Genomic DNA, 16,017 nt, shown 5'->3' on the forward strand with positions numbered 1-16,017 from the left:
AGGGACAAGCAATTGTCCTTGGTGGCGTAAATGAGGGGGAGAACAGAGTCGGAATTTTGTTCCGTTTGGTAAAATATACAAAAACCAGAGAGGGCTGACTCCAAAAGTCCGCTTTTTGGCGGACTTTTGGGTCAGCCCCTTATTTTTTGTTTTGGCTGAAACGTTCCGCTTTTTTGTGCACTACATCTTATGGTTTCATCACCTGAAAGGTTCCACCGTTTTCGCCATACACATAGCGAATAGCTCCGTTTTCATCCGTCCGCCAAACGATCGCCCGCTGTTGCCTAAGCCGCATAAGCACCTCGGAGGACGGATGCCCGTAGCGATTGTAGCGCCCGACGGAAATGATGGCCGCTCGCGGCTTGATTGTCCGCAAAAACGGCTCTGTTGTCGACGTTTTGCTGCCGTGGTGGGCGACTTTCAATACATCGGCACGCAACGTCGGATAAGCATCGATGAGCGCCTGTTCCGCCTCTTCTTCGATGTCCCCAGCAAACAGCCATATCAAGCCGCCGAGACGGGCGAGCAACACAAGCGAACCGTTGTTGTCCTCGTTGTTGCCTTTTTCTGGGTGGAGCACAATGAACTGCACGCCTCCCTCTGTCCATCTTTCTCCCCGCACAGCGGTGCGGACCGGCCCGGAAAACGGGCGCGCCATCTTTTGGACGCGCGGCAGCGCCCCCGGGCTTGTGACCATTTCCTTCACCTTGACCGCTTCGAACACCTCAGGAGCGGACCCGATATGGTCGGCATCATCGTGCGTCAATATGAGCTTATCGATCGTTCGCACCCCTTGCGCTTTTAAAAACGGGACGACGACATCGCGACCGACGGAAAACGGGTGAGCCCGCCTGCGCCACGATTCCTTTCCCCATTCTGCCGCCCCGCCCGTGTCAATGAGATAAACTGCTTTTCGATAAGGAAGCTCAATATAAATACAGTCCCCCTGCCCAACATCCAATACCGTCACTTCCCCGTGCGGATCCACGTATGGGGCGGCCAGCTGAAGCGCCGTCGCCGCCGCCACCGCTGTCAATCCGCGGATCAGGCGGCCGCGTTCCCAATCCAAAAACGCCGCCGTGATGGCCGTCAGATAGCCAGCTAAGCACCACGGCCCCGGACGGCCGAGCACAAGCATAAACGGGTGATCGGCCGCGAAAAAATAGACAACCGCGTCTGTCAGCTCAATGAGACGGCTAAACAGCCAAATGAACGGAGAAAAGGGAAAAACTGCAGATAGAAACGCGAGTGGCAAAATGACAAATGAATACCAAGGGACGAAGAAGACATTCAGCCCTATGCTCCAAACAGAAATTTCATAAAAATGGTAAAGCAAAATCGGCAGTGCGGCAAGCTGAGCGGCGAGCGCGGTCTGAAGCAAGTTTTGGAGCATCGAACGAGCAGAGGCGAGCACCGACACATGGGCAAGAAGAGCAAATGTGACAAGAAACGACAGCTGAAAACCGACATCCCAAACCATATAGGGATCAAAGACGAGCAAGGCAAGCGTTGTCCAACTCAACGCATCCAGCGGATGGATCCTTCCTTTTTTCCACTGAACGGCCAACACCATCATCCCAGTCGCACAAGCGCGCAGCACCGACGGCGAAGCGCCAGCGAGAACGGCGTACACAGGCAAAAACGCCAACAGCCCTGCCAGCACGGCTTCCCTCGTCACGAAGCGAATCGCACCGGCAAAACCAGCGCCAATCAGCAGCGTGACATGCCCTCCTGAAATGGCTAGCAGATGGATGAGACCGAGCTGCTGATACCCTTCAAGGACCGACTCATCAAGGGTGCGCTGCTCCCCATAAATCAGTGCAGCGGCGATACCAGCCGCTTCCGGCGGAAACCGGGCTTCAATGCGGCGGACGCCAGCCTCGCGAATGGCTTCAAGACGTTCGATGATAGTGGGACGGACGCGCATGCAAGCAGAGAGATCGATCGCCTCAGGGAGAAAGAGCCAATGAATGCGGTGGCGGCGCAAATAAAGGCGGTAATCAAACGCATACGGATTACCAGCTGGCATCGGGCGCTCAAGCGTTCCGGTGACGCGGCATACCGTTCCAGGCACCAGGTGCGCTTGCAGCGTCTCTTTTTCCGCAGCCGTCCGAATGATGTAACGGAGCTGCACCCGCTCCTTGCCAGCTTGCACCGCCGCCTGCAATCGATCACCGTCAATTGCCGGTGCGGCGGAAAAACGAACGGAAAGCGAATGTCGGCCGCCGGAAAGGGAAGTGTTGTTATGATAGTCAACGATGAGAAAATAGGCAAAAAAGGAGAGAGCGGCAACGAGAGAAGGAAGGAAACAGTGCGGCCGGCGGATGAAAAGAAGAAGGAGATACACAACGAGGAGAAGACAGGCGGTTGGGGACGGCGAGGCCGCCGCGACGGCCAAAAGCGCCGCCGCAGCGGGATAGACGGCTTGTCCTTTCATGATTCCCCGCCGCCGGAAAGCAAGGCGAACACATCCATTTTCAGCGGCACTTGCACGAGACGGACGCCAGCTTGAGCAAACAGCTCCAAGGCGTACGGGTGGTTTTTGTAGTCTTGGGCGTAATAGACCGCGCGGATGCCGCTTTGAATGATCGCCTTGCAGCAATGCAAGCACGGAAAATGAGTGACATACATCTCCGCCCCCTCGGTCGGGACGCCGAACTTGGCGCATTGCAAAATCGCGTTCATTTCGGCGTGAATCGTCCGCACACAATGACCGTCAATGACGTAGCACCCCTCATCAATGCAATGGGCGCCGCCGGCGATCGACCCGTTGTACCCGCCGGCGATGATGCGCTTATCGCGCACGATCGTCGCTCCGACGGCGAGCCTCGTGCACGTGCTGCGCAGCGCAAGTAAATGGCTTTGCGCCATAAAGTATTGATTCCATGTGATGCGTTCCATTTTCTATCCCTCCGCTCGTGTCCATGCTTTTAGTCTACCCACTGCCTCTTGCCCCCGTCAACGCCGAAAAACGTCCACAGCAGCCTTGATCCGCCATAAATTAAGAAGCATTGCCCTCCCCCGCCTCGCTTACGGAACAAGCAAATACGGCTTCAATTTCTCCAGCGTCTTTTCACCAATTCCAGTCACATTCAACAAATCCTCCACCCGCCGAAACGGCCCGTGTTCTTCACGATAGGCGATGATCGCGTTTGCCTTCGCCGGTCCGATGCCGGGAAGCTGCATCAACTCCTCTTCCGTCGCCGTATTGATGGCCACTTGCATCCCGTTTCGATCCCCATCGCTTGGAGACTTGCTGACGGCATTTGACGCCGGTGCATCCTCGCCTTTTTTCGGCACGTAAATCATCATTTCATCATGCACTTTTGCTGCCAAATTGACTTTCGTTTCATCCGCCTCATCCGTCAATCCGCCAGCTAGGGCGATGGCATCGCGAACGCGAGCGTCCGCCGCCACCTCATACACTCCGGGGTTCGCGACCGCCCCTTTCACATCCACCACAGCGGTTTTTGACGCCTCGTTCTTTTTTTCTTCCGTCCGGGCGGCATCCGTTTCAGCCGCCGCCGGCAAAACGACTTGCCCCTTTTCATCCGTCGGATGATGAAACACCCATAACCCCGCCGCCGCGGCAAACAACAAGAACATCCCGACTTTTCCATACCGTTTGCCAAGCTCCTGCACATGCTCCCACATACGATCCCATCCTTTCCATCTCAAGTCATAAACCGAGCCTTTTTCTCATACATATCAAAAAAGAGATTTCCGGTGAACCAAAACCGGGAGGGGGGACAACACATGAACATCGGCGTCATCGGCACGGGGAATATGGGCACCATCTTAATCGAAGCGTTCCTCGACTCCGGTGCTGTGAAAGCGGATCAGCTCGTCATCACGAACCGTACGCTTGCGAAAGCGTTCGCGATACAACGCGCGCATCCCGGCATGGCAGTGGTTGCCGATGCGGCTGAAGTCGTCAAACAATCCAGTCTCGTTTTTTTATGCGTCAAACCGCTCGACATCCACCCATTGTTGCAGCAGCTGGCCCCGCACTGGACAAAGGAGCATTGCCTTGTGTCGATCACAAGCCCGATCAGCGTAAAACAGCTTGAAACAGCCGTCCCTTGCCAAGTCGTGCGCGCCATTCCGAGCATCACAAACCGCGCGCTCTCCGGCAGCATACTCATCACAATCGGATCACGCTGTTCGGCCGACTGCTGGCAAACGATCGATGATCTTCTCCGGCGCATCGCCTCGCCGGTGTATATCGATGAGGCCATCACCCGCGTCGCTTCCGACATCTCCAGCTGCGGTCCGGCGTTTTTCAGCTATTTGCTGCAACGCTTCATCGACGCCGCAGCGGCCAAAACCGCCATCACGAAAGAACAGGCGACGATGCTGGTGACCGACATGATCATCGGCTTCGCGGAATTGATGAAGCAAAACTTGTACACGCTCCCGACGCTGCAGGAAAAAGTGTGCGTCAAAGGCGGAATCACCGGGGAAGGAATCGCCGTCCTCGAACAGCGGCTCGACGGCGTCTTCGAAGAAGTGCTGGCGAAAACACATGAGAAGTTTCAAGAAGATGTGGAAAAGGTGAAGCAACAATTTTCGTGAACATGAATTCGACAGCAAGCGGCAAATTCCTGCTTGGCCTGACCAAATTTGTTTCAATCCTCACCCGGCTTAATAGCCGGGTGCAACAACAGATCGGGGCAAAGTACGCTCCAATTGGAGCGTTTCAATCCTCACCCGGCTTAATAGCCGGGTGCAACGCAGACGCCCCTTATTGACGATGACGAGATGATGTTTCAATCCTCACCCGGCTTAATAGCCGGGTGCAACGGTACTGAAAAGCGTGCTGGATGACGTGAGGGACGGGTTTCAATCCTCACCCGGCTTAATAGCCGGGTGCAACGGCGCCATTTGCGAGAGCTCGGCAGGGACGAGGGGTTTCAATCCTCACCCGGCTTAATAGCCGGGTGCAACAAGAACCGCATACCCCTCAAAGACATCGCTCCACTTGTTTCAATCCTCACCCGGCTTAATAGCCGGGTGCAACTGAGGATTGCTGCCTTAAAGACTTCTCTTGGGTGTTTCAATCCTCACCCGGCTTAATAGCCGGGTGCAACTGTAGAGGCGTTGTTGATGCCGTTGCGATCATACTGTTTCAATCCTCACCCGGCTTAATAGCCGGGTGCAACCGTTCGAGTAGGTAGAATCGCAATTTTCACTTTTGTTTCAATCCTCACCCGGCTTAATAGCCGGGTGCAACGGATATCAATGACAACTGGTTTCAAGAGATTTTTATGTTTCAATCCTCACCCGGCTTAATAGCCGGGTGCAACGTCCTTGTCGGTTTACTTATCGGCTATATAGCTGTGTTTCAATCCTCACCCGGCTTAATAGCCGGGTGCAACCGAAAGCAACCTTGTAAAAAATCATCGAGCAAAGAGTTTCAATCCTCACCCGGCTTAATAGCCGGGTGCAACGACATCGAATTTTATGCGGTTGGAGACATTGAGGTTTCAATCCTCACCCGGATTAATAGCCGGGTGCAACCCATTTGAACCAAGATATAGCCGATGCCAGCATTTTGTTTCAATCCTCACCCGGCTTAATAGCCGGGTGCAACGCCATTTCCGTCTGTTGTAAATTATCACTTTATTGTTTCAATCCTCACCCGGCTTAATAGCCGGGTGCAACTCAGCATCTACATCACCAAGTCCATCAATGGACTGTAAAAGTTTCAATCCTCACCCGGCTTAATAGCCGGGTGCAACTTTTGAGCGTATTCATTGTTTAGCGCCGTCAATTTGTCGTGTTTCAATCCTCACCCGGCTTAATAGCCGGGTGCAACAAGTGCTCCTGTTTTAGCAATCACTTCTTGGGTATCGGTTTCAATCCTCACCCGGCTTAATAGCCGGGTGCAACCCAATAGGACTTGCAGGTCCAACTTCCTTATCACGTTTCAATCCTCACCCGGCTTAATAGCCGGGTGCAACGCAAAATCGCTGTATAGCTTTGCAGGGCTGTTTGATGTTTCAATCCTCACCCGGCTTAATAGCCGGGTGCAACCGCCCGCGTTTAGATATCTTGTGTTGAGCGCATTTCAAGATATAAAAACGCGAACTTACGCATTCTGTTTGGGGCAAAGTCATAATGATCACAGATCCATTTTCCCTCTTCGGCTTTATAACCAGCTTTTCCGCCCATCGCGATCCCCCTTCTTTTTCAGCATCGCTTTATGTTCGCGCATCATTCTCTTCTTGCCGCACATATCATCGGCATTTTGTCATCTTTGTCATTACAAAATGATGGGATCATTATAATCAACGTAATAATCTTTTCCATAGACACGAACCGCCTTTGACCGGCTGCCGTACAATGTATATATCCGCAAACTATCTTTTTCCAAGTCAATGACGCGCAACAATTGATGCTCCATTTCTTCTAGCTGCGCTTGACTAACGCTGCATTCGAACACTGATTTTTGCACCCGCTGACCAAAATTTTGGCAAATGGTCGCCACTTTTCGCAACCGTTTTTGACCGCTTGGTTCTAATGTTTCTACATCATATGTCACTAAAATATCCAATCATGATCACCTCATGATAAATGGAGTGTACTCCTCAATATCTCCCCGTAAATGTCGAGCTAATAATCGAGCATGTACGTGAGGCAACAACCCTAGTGGAACTTTTTGATTGATAATCGGGTGCTGGATTTCTTCTTGTTTCCGTTTTTGATAAGCAGCCAAAAAGGTTTTTCTCCCCTTTTCATTCAAAAATACAGCTCCGCCTGGGCGCATGTCAAAATGGCTTTTATCCAGTTGCCTCCGGTTGATTAATGTCAGAACAAATCGATCAGCCAAGTAAGGCCGAAATTCTTCAACAAGATCCAAACCTAATGATGGCTTCCCAGGCCGCAACGCATGCAAATAACCGATTTGCGGATCAAGCCCCACTCCCTCCAATGCCGAGATACAGTCTTGTGTTAAAATGCTGTAAGCAAATGATAAACAAGCATTGACCGGATCGCGGGGAGGCCTCCGAGACCGTACGGTAAAGGCAAAAAATCCGTCCTCATCTGACCGTATGAGCGATGCGAACGCTTCAAAGTAGACGGATGAGGCGTATCCCTCGACTCCCCGCAGTTCATCCAATGTCGATTGCTTTCCAATATTGCGTAAACTTTGGTCTAGTTGCTTTACAGATTGCTCCAACCTTGCTCGCTGCTCTGGATAATCACGCATCGCCCGTTGCAGCACGCTTTTGCTGTTGCGAATTTTACCGGATACAAAACGCGAAGCAATATGGAGCATCTTTTTCTCATTTTCCAATAGTTGATGTTGTGCTCTTCGAAGCAATACATTTCCATTTGTTCTTCCAGTGGCTCGGGCCAAAAAACGGCCATATGCATCATACCAAATGACAGAAATGCCTTGGTTGACACATTTGCCAAGCAAATACGGGCTGATCGAAACATGTCCAAACATGACAATGGCGCCAATATGGTGGATAGGGACTTGCAATGTCTTTGCCCCTTCCACCTCAACGACAATGGTTTCATGATCAAGCCGTATATACGACTGTTGCGTTTGAACGTATAACGTATTCAACAATACTTTAATCATGATCGTTCTCCTCGCTTATCCATGCGGCTACGTTCGCAGGAACCTGTGGCATGCAAACGTCCTGCAACGAGCAATCACGGCATCGTGCATCATTGACGGGCGGCGGCAATCGGTCTTTTCCCAACATTTCTCTTACATTTTGTATCGTTTCTTCCACAAGTCGCCGCAAAGGCTTGGTCACGTCCACTTCCAACCGTCTTCTTGACTGATAATAGTATAAGGCCCCCTTTGCCACCGGTCGATCGAACATTTCTTCTAGGCAGAGAGCTTGAGCCGCCAACTGCACCATATCCGCCTCTTTCGTTTTTCGTTTTCCGGCTTTGTATTCCACTGGATATGGCGTTCCATCAGGAAGAAATTCTACACAATCTGCTTTTCCTATAATCCCCAAACGTTCCGACCAGATTGGCAAAGCACGCTCTACTCTTCTGTCTCCCAACTGTTCTCCTTCGGGTCTGTCTACCCGTTCATGCACCCGATTCCCTCTCAGTGTAAAAACATTCTCCTCAAAAGTCTGTTCGAGATGAATCAATGCACATTGACGCGGGCAGTACACATAATGTTGCAAAGCCGATAACATAATCCACTCATCTTCACTCCACTGCATAAAACCAACCCTTTCGCCAACGTTTTATACGAGGCGCGTCACGGTGACTCCAGAAAACCCTTCAAGAAAAACGTCTTTTTGCCCCTCATCTGCCGGTCCGAGCAAAACATAGTCATGGAATGACCTTGGCGCTTCCTGTTGGCGGCGCTCGACTTTCACCAAGTCAAACAGTTTATGAGCTGGGGCTGATCCTTTCGCATTTTCATGGCTAAAAATATACAGTGCTCTGACATTCATTTCTCCTCTAGCCGCAGAATGGTCAAATGCAAATAAATGAACGAGCGCATCCCAAAAATCAGCTAAATCTTCCGCCGTAACCCCTGTTTTTTCTCCTAAAAATGGATTGTAGAATCCATGCAATCGATACAACCCGTATGGAATTAACGGTTTTCTTCCCATTTCCGTTTGTTTTCTGCGGCGATCCGATTCTTTGGTGATCGCGGAGCGTGTGATGGTCAAATCCCATGGAAATACCGGATCAATTGAGCGAGAAAATGTCAGCTGCATCGGCCCGCGCACTTGACCAGCATTCAACCCTGTTGACATCACAGCCCCGAACATGCGGACATCATAGTACTTTTGGCATAAAGCCTTTTGCGCATTTTGGCGTGTTTGGTCATCAATTTTCATATTATTTGCCGCCTGTGCCAAACGTTTCGCCATATTTCGCAATGACTTTTCCAGCTGTTTTTTAAGACCGGCTTCTTCTAATCCTTCCGTTAATTTTTCCCGAATATCCTTATCCTTGACGTCCTCGCCAGTATAGATCACCCGATTGTCTTCGAGCACCAATCCTTGTTCCTCAAGCTGTGAAAGCCAATTCATCAATTCCCCATTTTCTTTTTCTTCTTCATTCAGCTCAATCGTCGCCAGTTTCACTCCGACGTCTTGATATGCTTGAAAAATGATGGTGTTTAAAGCTGTTTGGCTTTGAATAAAAATCGGTTTGCCTAATACCATCGCGACGTAATCGCGAATTTTCCGCTTGATAGCGACGTCGGTCACAATGCCGTGCATCGTTTCCGGATCGACACGCGGCATGTTGCCCGCATCTGGATCCCCATTTGGATTCCCATCTTTGACATCAAAAAGCAACACAAATTCGTGACGTTTTGTCGGATCAATATAGCGCTCCATCACTGGCTTTCCCCCGTTTCTTTTGTCTGATTGGCTTGATGGCGACTGCGGAATTCAGCACGTTGATGATAAAAACCGAGCGCGAACTCTGCTTGTTCTCTCAAATTGAAAATCGTTGGAAAACCGCCAGCTTCATCCAACTGTTTCATCACTTCTTCGAGCAAACGGCCAAGCTCAACAGATACTTTCGGCAGATGAGCGGTTGTCGAAAGCCTCAGCAATGAACCGAATGTCGATGCTGGAGCTGTAGAAGCCGCGCCATAAAATCGATCAACGATTGTGCTTCCAATTCGGTATCCTGAAGCGCGCCGTTGAATTTCTTCCAATACGGCCAATAATCGTCCACAAATATAAGCCGGCTGCAAGCAATGGTTGTTTAACGATTGCATTGTATTTGCTTCCTCCTTTCCATATGTGAGAACGAGTTTTATCAAACTGGCTGATGAATGATATCTCCACGTTTCCTTCGGATCACTCAATACTTTCAAAGAGCGGAAACGTTGAAGCGCTAACGGCAGCAATTCAGCGGGCGGCAAAGCCCCTTGATAAATCATGCGCAAACATTGCCGCACAAACCCTGGAGACATGTCGACAGCGCGAATCAAGACTCCCAACGGCAATAAATAGCCTTTTTCCCCAGTCGGTTGAACGATGCGCACAGCGGCCACATACCGCTCCAAATGCATCAGCAATTGAGAAATCGACGTGTGAATCCATTCACGAATGACTAATCTCGCTTTATTGGCCGAAAGAACAGCCATATGAAAAAACGTCTTGTCTAAATGCAATGCCTGCTCGCGCCCCGTTTTCGGAAGAGCCAGCAGTTCCTCGAGCTGCTTTAGCTCAGGGGGAGGTGTTAAGTTGTTTGTCCCGTCTTCAAAGGATCCTGATTCAAGTATAGAAGCGAGCACACTCTCGTCGATTTGAATTTCTCCTCGTTCCCCTTCATTCATGGAATCATTGATCCAATATACAGCCATTTGAGCTTGCAAATCGTCTCTCTTTTTTTTGTCTCTATATAACTCTGCATGATGTTTATCTTCCCGTAACAAGTAATTAAAAACGTCTACAGTCAACGTTGCGCACTGAAAACATATAGGCGCATTATTCGTCTGGTCTTTCCCCATCGATTTAAAGGCTTTTTCCTTAAAGCTTGTCAGTATGCACCGTTGGCCAAATAATGAAATCACACTTGGAAAAATGCGCACATAAGGAGCGTAGTTTCTGCAAATCGCACAATTGTTTTTATCGTTAGACGCCAGCTCTTGTTCTAAATGTTGAACCCAAAACTGCTGGATTTTCGGATGCTCGCAAATCAGCGATTCTTCATTTACTTGAAATGTAACAATATCTCTTGGCCTGATCGATGAAAAAAACTGCTCTTTCAAAGAGCTTTGAAGAAAGTCAAGAACTCTTTTTAACTCTGCCATATTTGTATGATCATAGGCCTCTTCTATGAGTCTCACATATTCCTGATGCGCAAGCTGTGCTTCACGAATCTTTTTTGGTTCGTTATTTTCTGGAACTCCCAACACATATCGCGCATCGTCCACTAATAAATATGGTTTCACATTATTCTCGGACAATTGTCCCGATCTCTGTCTAATAGGAGCTTCAATCATGCGATACTCCCCTTTTTCAAATGGGCCTTTTAAATAAGGGGTCGCTCCGCTTAAATCGATAATCCAATTAATCAGTTTTTTTTCATAGCAAAGAGGAGGCATTTTCTTTTTCCTCTGCAACTGATCCGCCAACTCAATCAACTCGTAAAGCATCTTGGCCCTCCAATACATATAACTGTTGATATCTTTCTTTCGGAATATGCATCCAGCCGTTTTCTACTTTTGCCTCAAAAAAGATGGGCTTTGCGAATCCAGCCACCGTTCGCGTTCCTGTTTCATCATGACGGAGAAACTCCATTTCTTTTCTGGATTTGTCTTCGATAAAAGCGAGATCGAACAACATTGTACCGATATCCATATCAATAGGCTGCACGACATCCTTTTCGTTTATAGGTGAAAAATTGGCAGCAAATTCCCTTGTTCCTAAATATGGCGTATGATAATACTGCCCCCTTTCAATCCTGCGGTTAAACTGGTCACGATATTTGGCGACTGGATCCACTGCTCGTCCTGTTAAAACGATATCCGCAACAACCCAATAAGCAACGTTTTTTAAAATCAAGCTTGTTCGTTGAGCACGATCGTTTTCAATCAAAATTGGTTTTTTACCTTGTTTGTTTTTAAGTTCGTTACGCAAAATCGCCTGCTGACCCCCTAAACTCAAAATCCCGATTTGGCGAATTTCATAACGAAATTCCGGTTTCCAAAAAATCGCTTCCAATATCCCCCGCGCTGCGCTCGGCGTCATCACCGGATAACTGATGCGCTCGACTTTAAATTCCGGTCTTGTAAAACAGGCATATTCTCCCCACACTTTCACCTGCACTTTCGCTTGACGTTGCATTTCATGTCTCCTTTCCATCACCATTTCTATCCAATCAAACTGAGTGGATCGTAAACTTCTTCTTTAATTCCGATCCGTTCATCATAGTCACCAAGCCATTCATAGACATTGTCCGCCACTTCCCGCAGCCATCCGTCCTTTTCTTTCTTTTCCGCCTCAAAACGATACAACTGAACCATATATGGCTGCAAACGGCGAAACGAATAGCGGGACGGAGAAGATTCCCACATTCGCAAGTATTCCGACGCCTCCTCATATGGAACGATGACGGAAACCGTATCCTGATCAATAAGGCGATACTTTTCGGCAACTAATGGATAATCAAGCATTTCCCGATCTTTTTGGATGTTTTTCGAATCCACATCCACCGAGGCGAATAAACGACGGAAATATTCCCGAAATATATTGGGATCGTGCAAATCATCAGGATGGCGTTGCGCCAATAAGAACCGTGCTGTTTCCGTCGCTGTTCGATACGATCCTCTTGGGCTTGGCATGTCTTCTGTTTCAAAAATAATCACGTTTCCTTTATCCATTTTTCCTTCGCGATTGCAGCGTCCTGCCGCTTGGACAATCCGGTCGAGGGGCCCCATTTGCCGCATGACAATCGGAAAATCTAAATCAACCCCTGCTTCCACCACTTGTGTACTGATGAGGCGGACAGGTTGATTTTTCTTTAGACGTTCACGAACTTCCTCTAAAATTCGGCGACGATGCGCGCTGCAAAGAAGGGTGGAAAGATGGAATACCCCATCATCTTCTTGAAGGAGCTCGACGCACTCTTTCGCCTCTTTTCTCGTGTTAAAGACAACCAATAATTGCTTTTGTTCTCGAATGAAACGGACAAGTTGTGGCAATGAAACGGGTGATTTCCATATTTCATAGTCCACCCGCTGCATTTGTTGAAAATGACGATTCACGGTCGGCAACGGCAACATTTCTTTGACCTCTATTTCGGAAAATACATCCAAAAATCGGCTTTCCTCAAAAAACGGCTGAGTGGCGCTCGATAAGACAACGGTTGTCTGACAATGACGCACCAACATGGCCAATGCATCTAATGTCGGCTTTAGCAGTTCTGTCGGGAGCGTTTGAACCTCATCGAGAATTACGACGCTGCGCGACAAGTTATGCAGTTTGCGCACCTTGCTTGGACGATTGCTGAACAGGCTGTCAAACAGCTGCACGGTTGTCGTGACAATGAGGGGAGCATCCCAATTTTCCGCAGCGAGGCGTTGTTGGATGAGCCTTTCATCCGCTTCTTCCTTCTCATCATCCACCTCAATTTGGCTGTGGTGCTCCAACACCGCATCGTTCCCGAAAATGCCGCGGTATACATCCGCCGTCTGCTCAATAATGCTTGTATACGGAATGGCGACAATAACGCGGTCAAGTCCATGTTCCACCGCATGTTTCAATGCAAAAGCTAAACTGCTTCTCGTCTTCCCCCCTCCGGTCGGCACGGTCAACCGATATACTCCCTGCGGTCTGGAGGCGGAGCGGACGCATTCCTCATACACTTCCCTTCTCATCCGATTCACCGCTGTATCATCCGTGCGGCTTGTTAATTGTTCCTGATCGGCGGTAAATTGATTCCATAAATCCGTTATCGAAGCCACAGGCGTTCGGAGCGGAGAAAGCTCCGGCTGGAAGTGGCGCTCTGTATCTAAATAATCAGCGTCAACAAGCGCAGAAAAGATCAGGCGAATCCACATCTCCCTATCGGTTTCAGAAAGCGAAGAAATATTTTCCACACTTTGCATGCATGGAAATACGAATTTCTTTAGGAACGATTCGGCTTGCTTCAAGACTTCCCGAAAGTGCAAATGTTGTTCTTTTAAGCTCTGTCCAAGGGTAGATGATAAATAGTGAGACGAATGCAAACCCACATGATGGCCGGCGATCGGCAACGAAAACCATTGCCAGGCATGTCGATTTCCTGTTTTTTCCCAATACACTTGGTACATCAACGCCGCTCCCCAAATCGCATGAGGGACGCTTTGGCCCATTTCTCCATCTGCTTGCTTTTTCAAATACTGTTGAAAAAGAGGATGGAATTTTCCTAAGTCATGCAAAAGGCCGCATAAATAAGCCACTTTTCCCCCTTGAAAAGGAGCGGCGAATGATTGAGCCATTTCCGCTACGCTTACCAAATGTTCGTCCAACCGATGCCATTCCTGTCCATTTGCCCGTGGCGTATGAGCATACACATCATTCATGTTTCATTCGACTCCATCAGACATTTTCTCTTAGGACATTTGCCTTATATTTATTTATTTCAACCAATATCTTCATAATCCTTCTAACTCACACATCTTTTTCAATTTCCCAGCCGTCAATCGCGTCGATCGCAACGTTTGGCCATACATTCACCCCCTTCTTTTCCACATGCGCATAAAAAAAAGAGCCATGCGGCTCTTTCCTTCTTTTCATCCTATTTGGCGCAGTGTTCAACCATGTCTCCAATGCTTCGCTGGCAACAGCGCCTTCGTTTTTGTCGATCTCGCCCTCATCGCCTCCTCGCCACAAAAAACCACCGTTCCGCCGTCTCGGTCGGGGGCGCATCGGTGAAATCGGCGGTCACCTCGAGCACCTCAAAGCCAGCGGAATCGAGCCATCGCTCATAGACAGCGCGCTCAAACGTGCGCTGTTCGTGCCATTCGTCATAGCGCTCGTAAAGATCGCCGCGGCGGGCGAAAAACGTCAGTTCGTGCCCGACGCTGTGCGGCCAGTCAAGCGGATGGCACGTCCAAATGTAGCTGAGATCGTCGCCTTGATCGGCGAAGACGGCATTGCGGAACAAGACGTCCATTTTGTAAACCGAGTGGACGTCAAACAGCAGCAGCCCTTCAGGACCGAGCGCGCGGGAGACGGCGGCGAACGTCCGTCTCACGTCCTCTTCATCTGTCAAATAGTTGAGCGCATCGCAAAAAATGAAGGCGCCATCAAGGCCGGAAAATCCGTCCAGCTCCGCCATGTTTTGCTCGAAAAACGGCACGTTGACACCGGCTGCCTCCGCTTTCGCCTGGGCGACGGCGAGCATATGTTCAGAGAGATCCACGCCGGATACTTGCCATCCGGCCTTGGCGAGGCGGATGGCAAGCTCTCCCGTCCCGCAGCCGATGTCGACAACCCGCCGTCCCGGCCGTTTGGCGTATCGGGCGAAAACCCGCTCGACAAATGATTGCCACGCATCATACGGCGCCTCGGCCATGAGCGCATCGTACCAATCGGCGAAACGAGCATAGGTCATGGCTGCAGCACAGCCGCGACGTCTTCCATCGGGGCGTCCCCCCAAAGCCGTTCGAGATTGTAATAGTCGCGCTCGTCTTTCGCAAACACGTGGGCGACGATGTCGCCGAGGTCCACAAGCACCCATTTCGCCTCCTGGAATCCTTCAACCCGCTTCACCGCTAAGCCGTGCTCTTCCGCTTGGTCTTGAATTTCGCGGGCGATGGCCTGCACTTGTTTGTCCGAATTGCCATGGCAAATGACAAAATAATCGGCAACGGGCGAAATGCCTTTCATATTGAGCACGACAATGTTTTCCGCCTTTTTATCATCCGCGGCGCGAACGATAAGCTGCAACGCCTCTTGTTCCGTCACTGTTTTTCTTCCCCCTTCACTTCACGCACGAGTGAATTGTACGCATGAATCGTATCTGGATAAATGAGCTGGCGCTTCTCAAGCAAAAACGCAATCGTATTTTTCACCGCCTGCAACAGCGCGCGATCGAGATCTTCCTCGGCGAGGCGCCTTACTTCCTCAACGCCGGGAAACTTCCTCCCCGGTTCGATATAGTCAGCCAAATAAATAATTTTTTCAAGCAGCGTCATTCCAGCTCTTCCCGATGTATGGTAGCGAATGGCATCCAGCACGTCTGGATCGTCAATGCCGACTTCCGTCTGCACCAAATAGGCGCCGACGGGCGCATGCCACAATTCACTGTTGTACGCAAGCAAGTCGTTGGGCATATTGTGCGCCAAAATGATTTGTTTCATTTCTTCAACCGGGCGGAATTTCGCATAGTCATGGAAAATGGCGGCCAATTCCGCTTTTTTCGCGTCGGCGCCATACTGGTTGGCTAGCTTAACGGCCGTTTCGACAACGCCAAGCGTATGCTCGTAGCGCTGCTCCGTCAACTGTTGTTTCACAATCAGCAACGCCTGTTCTCGCTCCATATAATCCCTTCTCCTCAATATAAAGTCTCACA

Annotated in this window: 15 protein-coding genes, 1 pseudogene and 1 CRISPR repeat array; of the genes and pseudogenes, 1 reads left to right on the forward strand and 15 read right to left on the reverse strand. The window is 49.7% G+C overall.

Annotated elements, in window-relative coordinates; translation table 11 throughout:
• Positions 1–187: 187 nt before the first annotated feature.
• From IKE44_RS00360 to IKE44_RS00370, 3 genes are all read right to left on the reverse strand, one after another.
• The gene (locus IKE44_RS00360) at positions 188–2,437 is read right to left on the reverse strand and encodes a DNA internalization-related competence protein ComEC/Rec2 (RefSeq protein ID WP_049625187.1); all 2,250 of its coding nucleotides are present in this window, start codon (positions 2,435–2,437) and stop codon (positions 188–190) included.
• Positions 2,434–2,901, reverse strand: coding sequence for a ComE operon protein 2 (locus IKE44_RS00365; RefSeq protein ID WP_287464664.1), 468 nt, complete (start codon positions 2,899–2,901; stop codon positions 2,434–2,436). The genes IKE44_RS00360 and IKE44_RS00365 overlap by 4 nt, the downstream gene beginning before the upstream one ends.
• Before the next feature lie 129 nt (positions 2,902–3,030).
• Positions 3,031–3,654: a helix-hairpin-helix domain-containing protein gene (locus IKE44_RS00370; protein ID WP_033014716.1), complete on the reverse strand. Its 624-nt coding sequence runs from the start codon at positions 3,652–3,654 to the stop codon at positions 3,031–3,033.
• Between the two features lie 102 nt (positions 3,655–3,756).
• Between IKE44_RS00370 and comER the strand changes: the two genes are divergently transcribed.
• Positions 3,757–4,575 (forward strand): late competence protein ComER, encoded by an 819-nt coding sequence (gene comER / locus IKE44_RS00375; RefSeq protein WP_049625188.1) that lies wholly within the window; start codon positions 3,757–3,759, stop codon positions 4,573–4,575.
• A gap of 50 nt (positions 4,576–4,625) precedes the next feature.
• Positions 4,626–6,036: a CRISPR direct-repeat array (repeat unit 37 nt; unit sequence GTTTCAATCCTCACCCGGCTTAATAGCCGGGTGCAAC).
• Positions 6,037–6,045: 9 nt separating this feature from the next.
• On the opposite strand, the gene IKE44_RS00380 is transcribed toward comER, so the two are convergent.
• The 12 genes and pseudogenes from IKE44_RS00380 to IKE44_RS00435 form a co-directional block, all read right to left on the reverse strand.
• Positions 6,046–6,174 carry a hypothetical protein gene (locus IKE44_RS00380; RefSeq protein WP_255408620.1) on the reverse strand — a complete coding sequence of 43 codons (129 nt, stop codon included), beginning with the start codon at positions 6,172–6,174 and terminating at the stop codon, positions 6,046–6,048.
• A gap of 91 nt (positions 6,175–6,265) precedes the next feature.
• A complete protein-coding gene (gene cas2 / locus IKE44_RS00385) occupies positions 6,266–6,556 on the reverse strand; it encodes a CRISPR-associated endonuclease Cas2 (protein ID WP_025949257.1) in 291 nt (96 codons plus the stop codon).
• Between the two features lie 6 nt (positions 6,557–6,562).
• Positions 6,563–7,594, reverse strand: a complete 1,032-nt coding sequence (cas1c, locus tag IKE44_RS00390) for a type I-C CRISPR-associated endonuclease Cas1c (protein ID WP_049625189.1) — start codon at positions 7,592–7,594, stop codon at positions 6,563–6,565.
• Positions 7,587–8,201 (reverse strand): CRISPR-associated protein Cas4, encoded by a 615-nt coding sequence (cas4, locus tag IKE44_RS00395; RefSeq protein ID WP_047818725.1) that lies wholly within the window; start codon positions 8,199–8,201, stop codon positions 7,587–7,589. The genes cas1c and cas4 overlap by 8 nt, the downstream gene beginning before the upstream one ends.
• Positions 8,202–8,225: 24 nt before the next feature.
• On the reverse strand, positions 8,226–9,338 hold the full coding sequence (cas7c, locus tag IKE44_RS00400) for a type I-C CRISPR-associated protein Cas7/Csd2 (protein WP_049625190.1): 1,113 nt from the start codon (positions 9,336–9,338) through the stop codon (positions 8,226–8,228).
• Entirely contained in the window at positions 9,338–11,113 is a 1,776-nt protein-coding gene (gene cas8c / locus IKE44_RS00405) for a type I-C CRISPR-associated protein Cas8c/Csd1 (protein ID WP_287464669.1), read from the reverse strand. The genes cas7c and cas8c overlap by 1 nt, the downstream gene beginning before the upstream one ends.
• Complete coding sequence (gene cas5c / locus IKE44_RS00410; RefSeq protein WP_049625192.1) at positions 11,094–11,804, reverse strand: type I-C CRISPR-associated protein Cas5c; 711 nt, start codon at positions 11,802–11,804, stop codon at positions 11,094–11,096. Before cas5c ends, cas8c begins: the two co-directional genes overlap by 20 nt.
• Positions 11,805–11,830: 26 nt before the next feature.
• Positions 11,831–14,023: a CRISPR-associated helicase Cas3' gene (cas3, locus tag IKE44_RS00415; RefSeq protein ID WP_287464670.1), complete on the reverse strand. Its 2,193-nt coding sequence runs from the start codon at positions 14,021–14,023 to the stop codon at positions 11,831–11,833.
• A gap of 290 nt (positions 14,024–14,313) precedes the next feature.
• Complete coding sequence (locus IKE44_RS00420) at positions 14,314–15,057, reverse strand: class I SAM-dependent DNA methyltransferase (RefSeq protein ID WP_055357965.1); 744 nt, start codon at positions 15,055–15,057, stop codon at positions 14,314–14,316.
• Positions 15,054–15,410: a ribosome silencing factor gene (rsfS, locus tag IKE44_RS00425; protein WP_033014722.1), complete on the reverse strand. Its 357-nt coding sequence runs from the start codon at positions 15,408–15,410 to the stop codon at positions 15,054–15,056. Before rsfS ends, IKE44_RS00420 begins: the two co-directional genes overlap by 4 nt.
• Positions 15,407–15,946, reverse strand: coding sequence for a bis(5'-nucleosyl)-tetraphosphatase (symmetrical) YqeK (gene yqeK, locus IKE44_RS00430; protein WP_287464673.1), 540 nt, complete (start codon positions 15,944–15,946; stop codon positions 15,407–15,409). The genes rsfS and yqeK overlap by 4 nt, the downstream gene beginning before the upstream one ends.
• Positions 15,894–16,017 (reverse strand): annotated as a pseudogene (locus IKE44_RS00435) (nicotinate-nucleotide adenylyltransferase); the annotation flags it as partial. The pseudogene IKE44_RS00435 and the gene yqeK, both read right to left, overlap by 53 nt.

Source organism: Geobacillus sp. (assembly GCF_017515625.1).
GTDB classification, from domain to species: Bacteria; Bacillota; Bacilli; order Bacillales; family Anoxybacillaceae; genus Geobacillus; species Geobacillus stearothermophilus.

Coding starts and splice junctions, on each gene's coding strand:
- IKE44_RS00360 (WP_049625187.1), bottom strand. CDS start 2,437: ATGAAAGGACAAGCCGTCTATCCCGCTGCGGCGGCGCTTTTGGCCGTC.
- IKE44_RS00365 (WP_287464664.1), bottom strand. CDS start 2,901: ATGGAACGCATCACATGGAATCAATACTTTATGGCGCAAAGCCATTTA.
- IKE44_RS00370 (WP_033014716.1), bottom strand. CDS start 3,654: ATGTGGGAGCATGTGCAGGAGCTTGGCAAACGGTATGGAAAAGTCGGG.
- comER (WP_049625188.1), top strand. CDS start 3,757: ATGAACATCGGCGTCATCGGCACGGGGAATATGGGCACCATCTTAATC.
- IKE44_RS00380 (WP_255408620.1), bottom strand. CDS start 6,174: ATGGGCGGAAAAGCTGGTTATAAAGCCGAAGAGGGAAAATGGATCTGT.
- cas1c (WP_049625189.1), bottom strand. CDS start 7,594: ATGATTAAAGTATTGTTGAATACGTTATACGTTCAAACGCAACAGTCG.
- cas4 (WP_047818725.1), bottom strand. CDS start 8,201: ATGCAGTGGAGTGAAGATGAGTGGATTATGTTATCGGCTTTGCAACAT.
- cas7c (WP_049625190.1), bottom strand. CDS start 9,338: ATGGAGCGCTATATTGATCCGACAAAACGTCACGAATTTGTGTTGCTT.
- cas8c (WP_287464669.1), bottom strand. CDS start 11,113: ATGCTTTACGAGTTGATTGAGTTGGCGGATCAGTTGCAGAGGAAAAAG.
- cas5c (WP_049625192.1), bottom strand. CDS start 11,804: ATGCAACGTCAAGCGAAAGTGCAGGTGAAAGTGTGGGGAGAATATGCC.
- cas3 (WP_287464670.1), bottom strand. CDS start 14,023: ATGAATGATGTGTATGCTCATACGCCACGGGCAAATGGACAGGAATGG.
- IKE44_RS00420 (WP_055357965.1), bottom strand. CDS start 15,057: ATGACCTATGCTCGTTTCGCCGATTGGTACGATGCGCTCATGGCCGAG.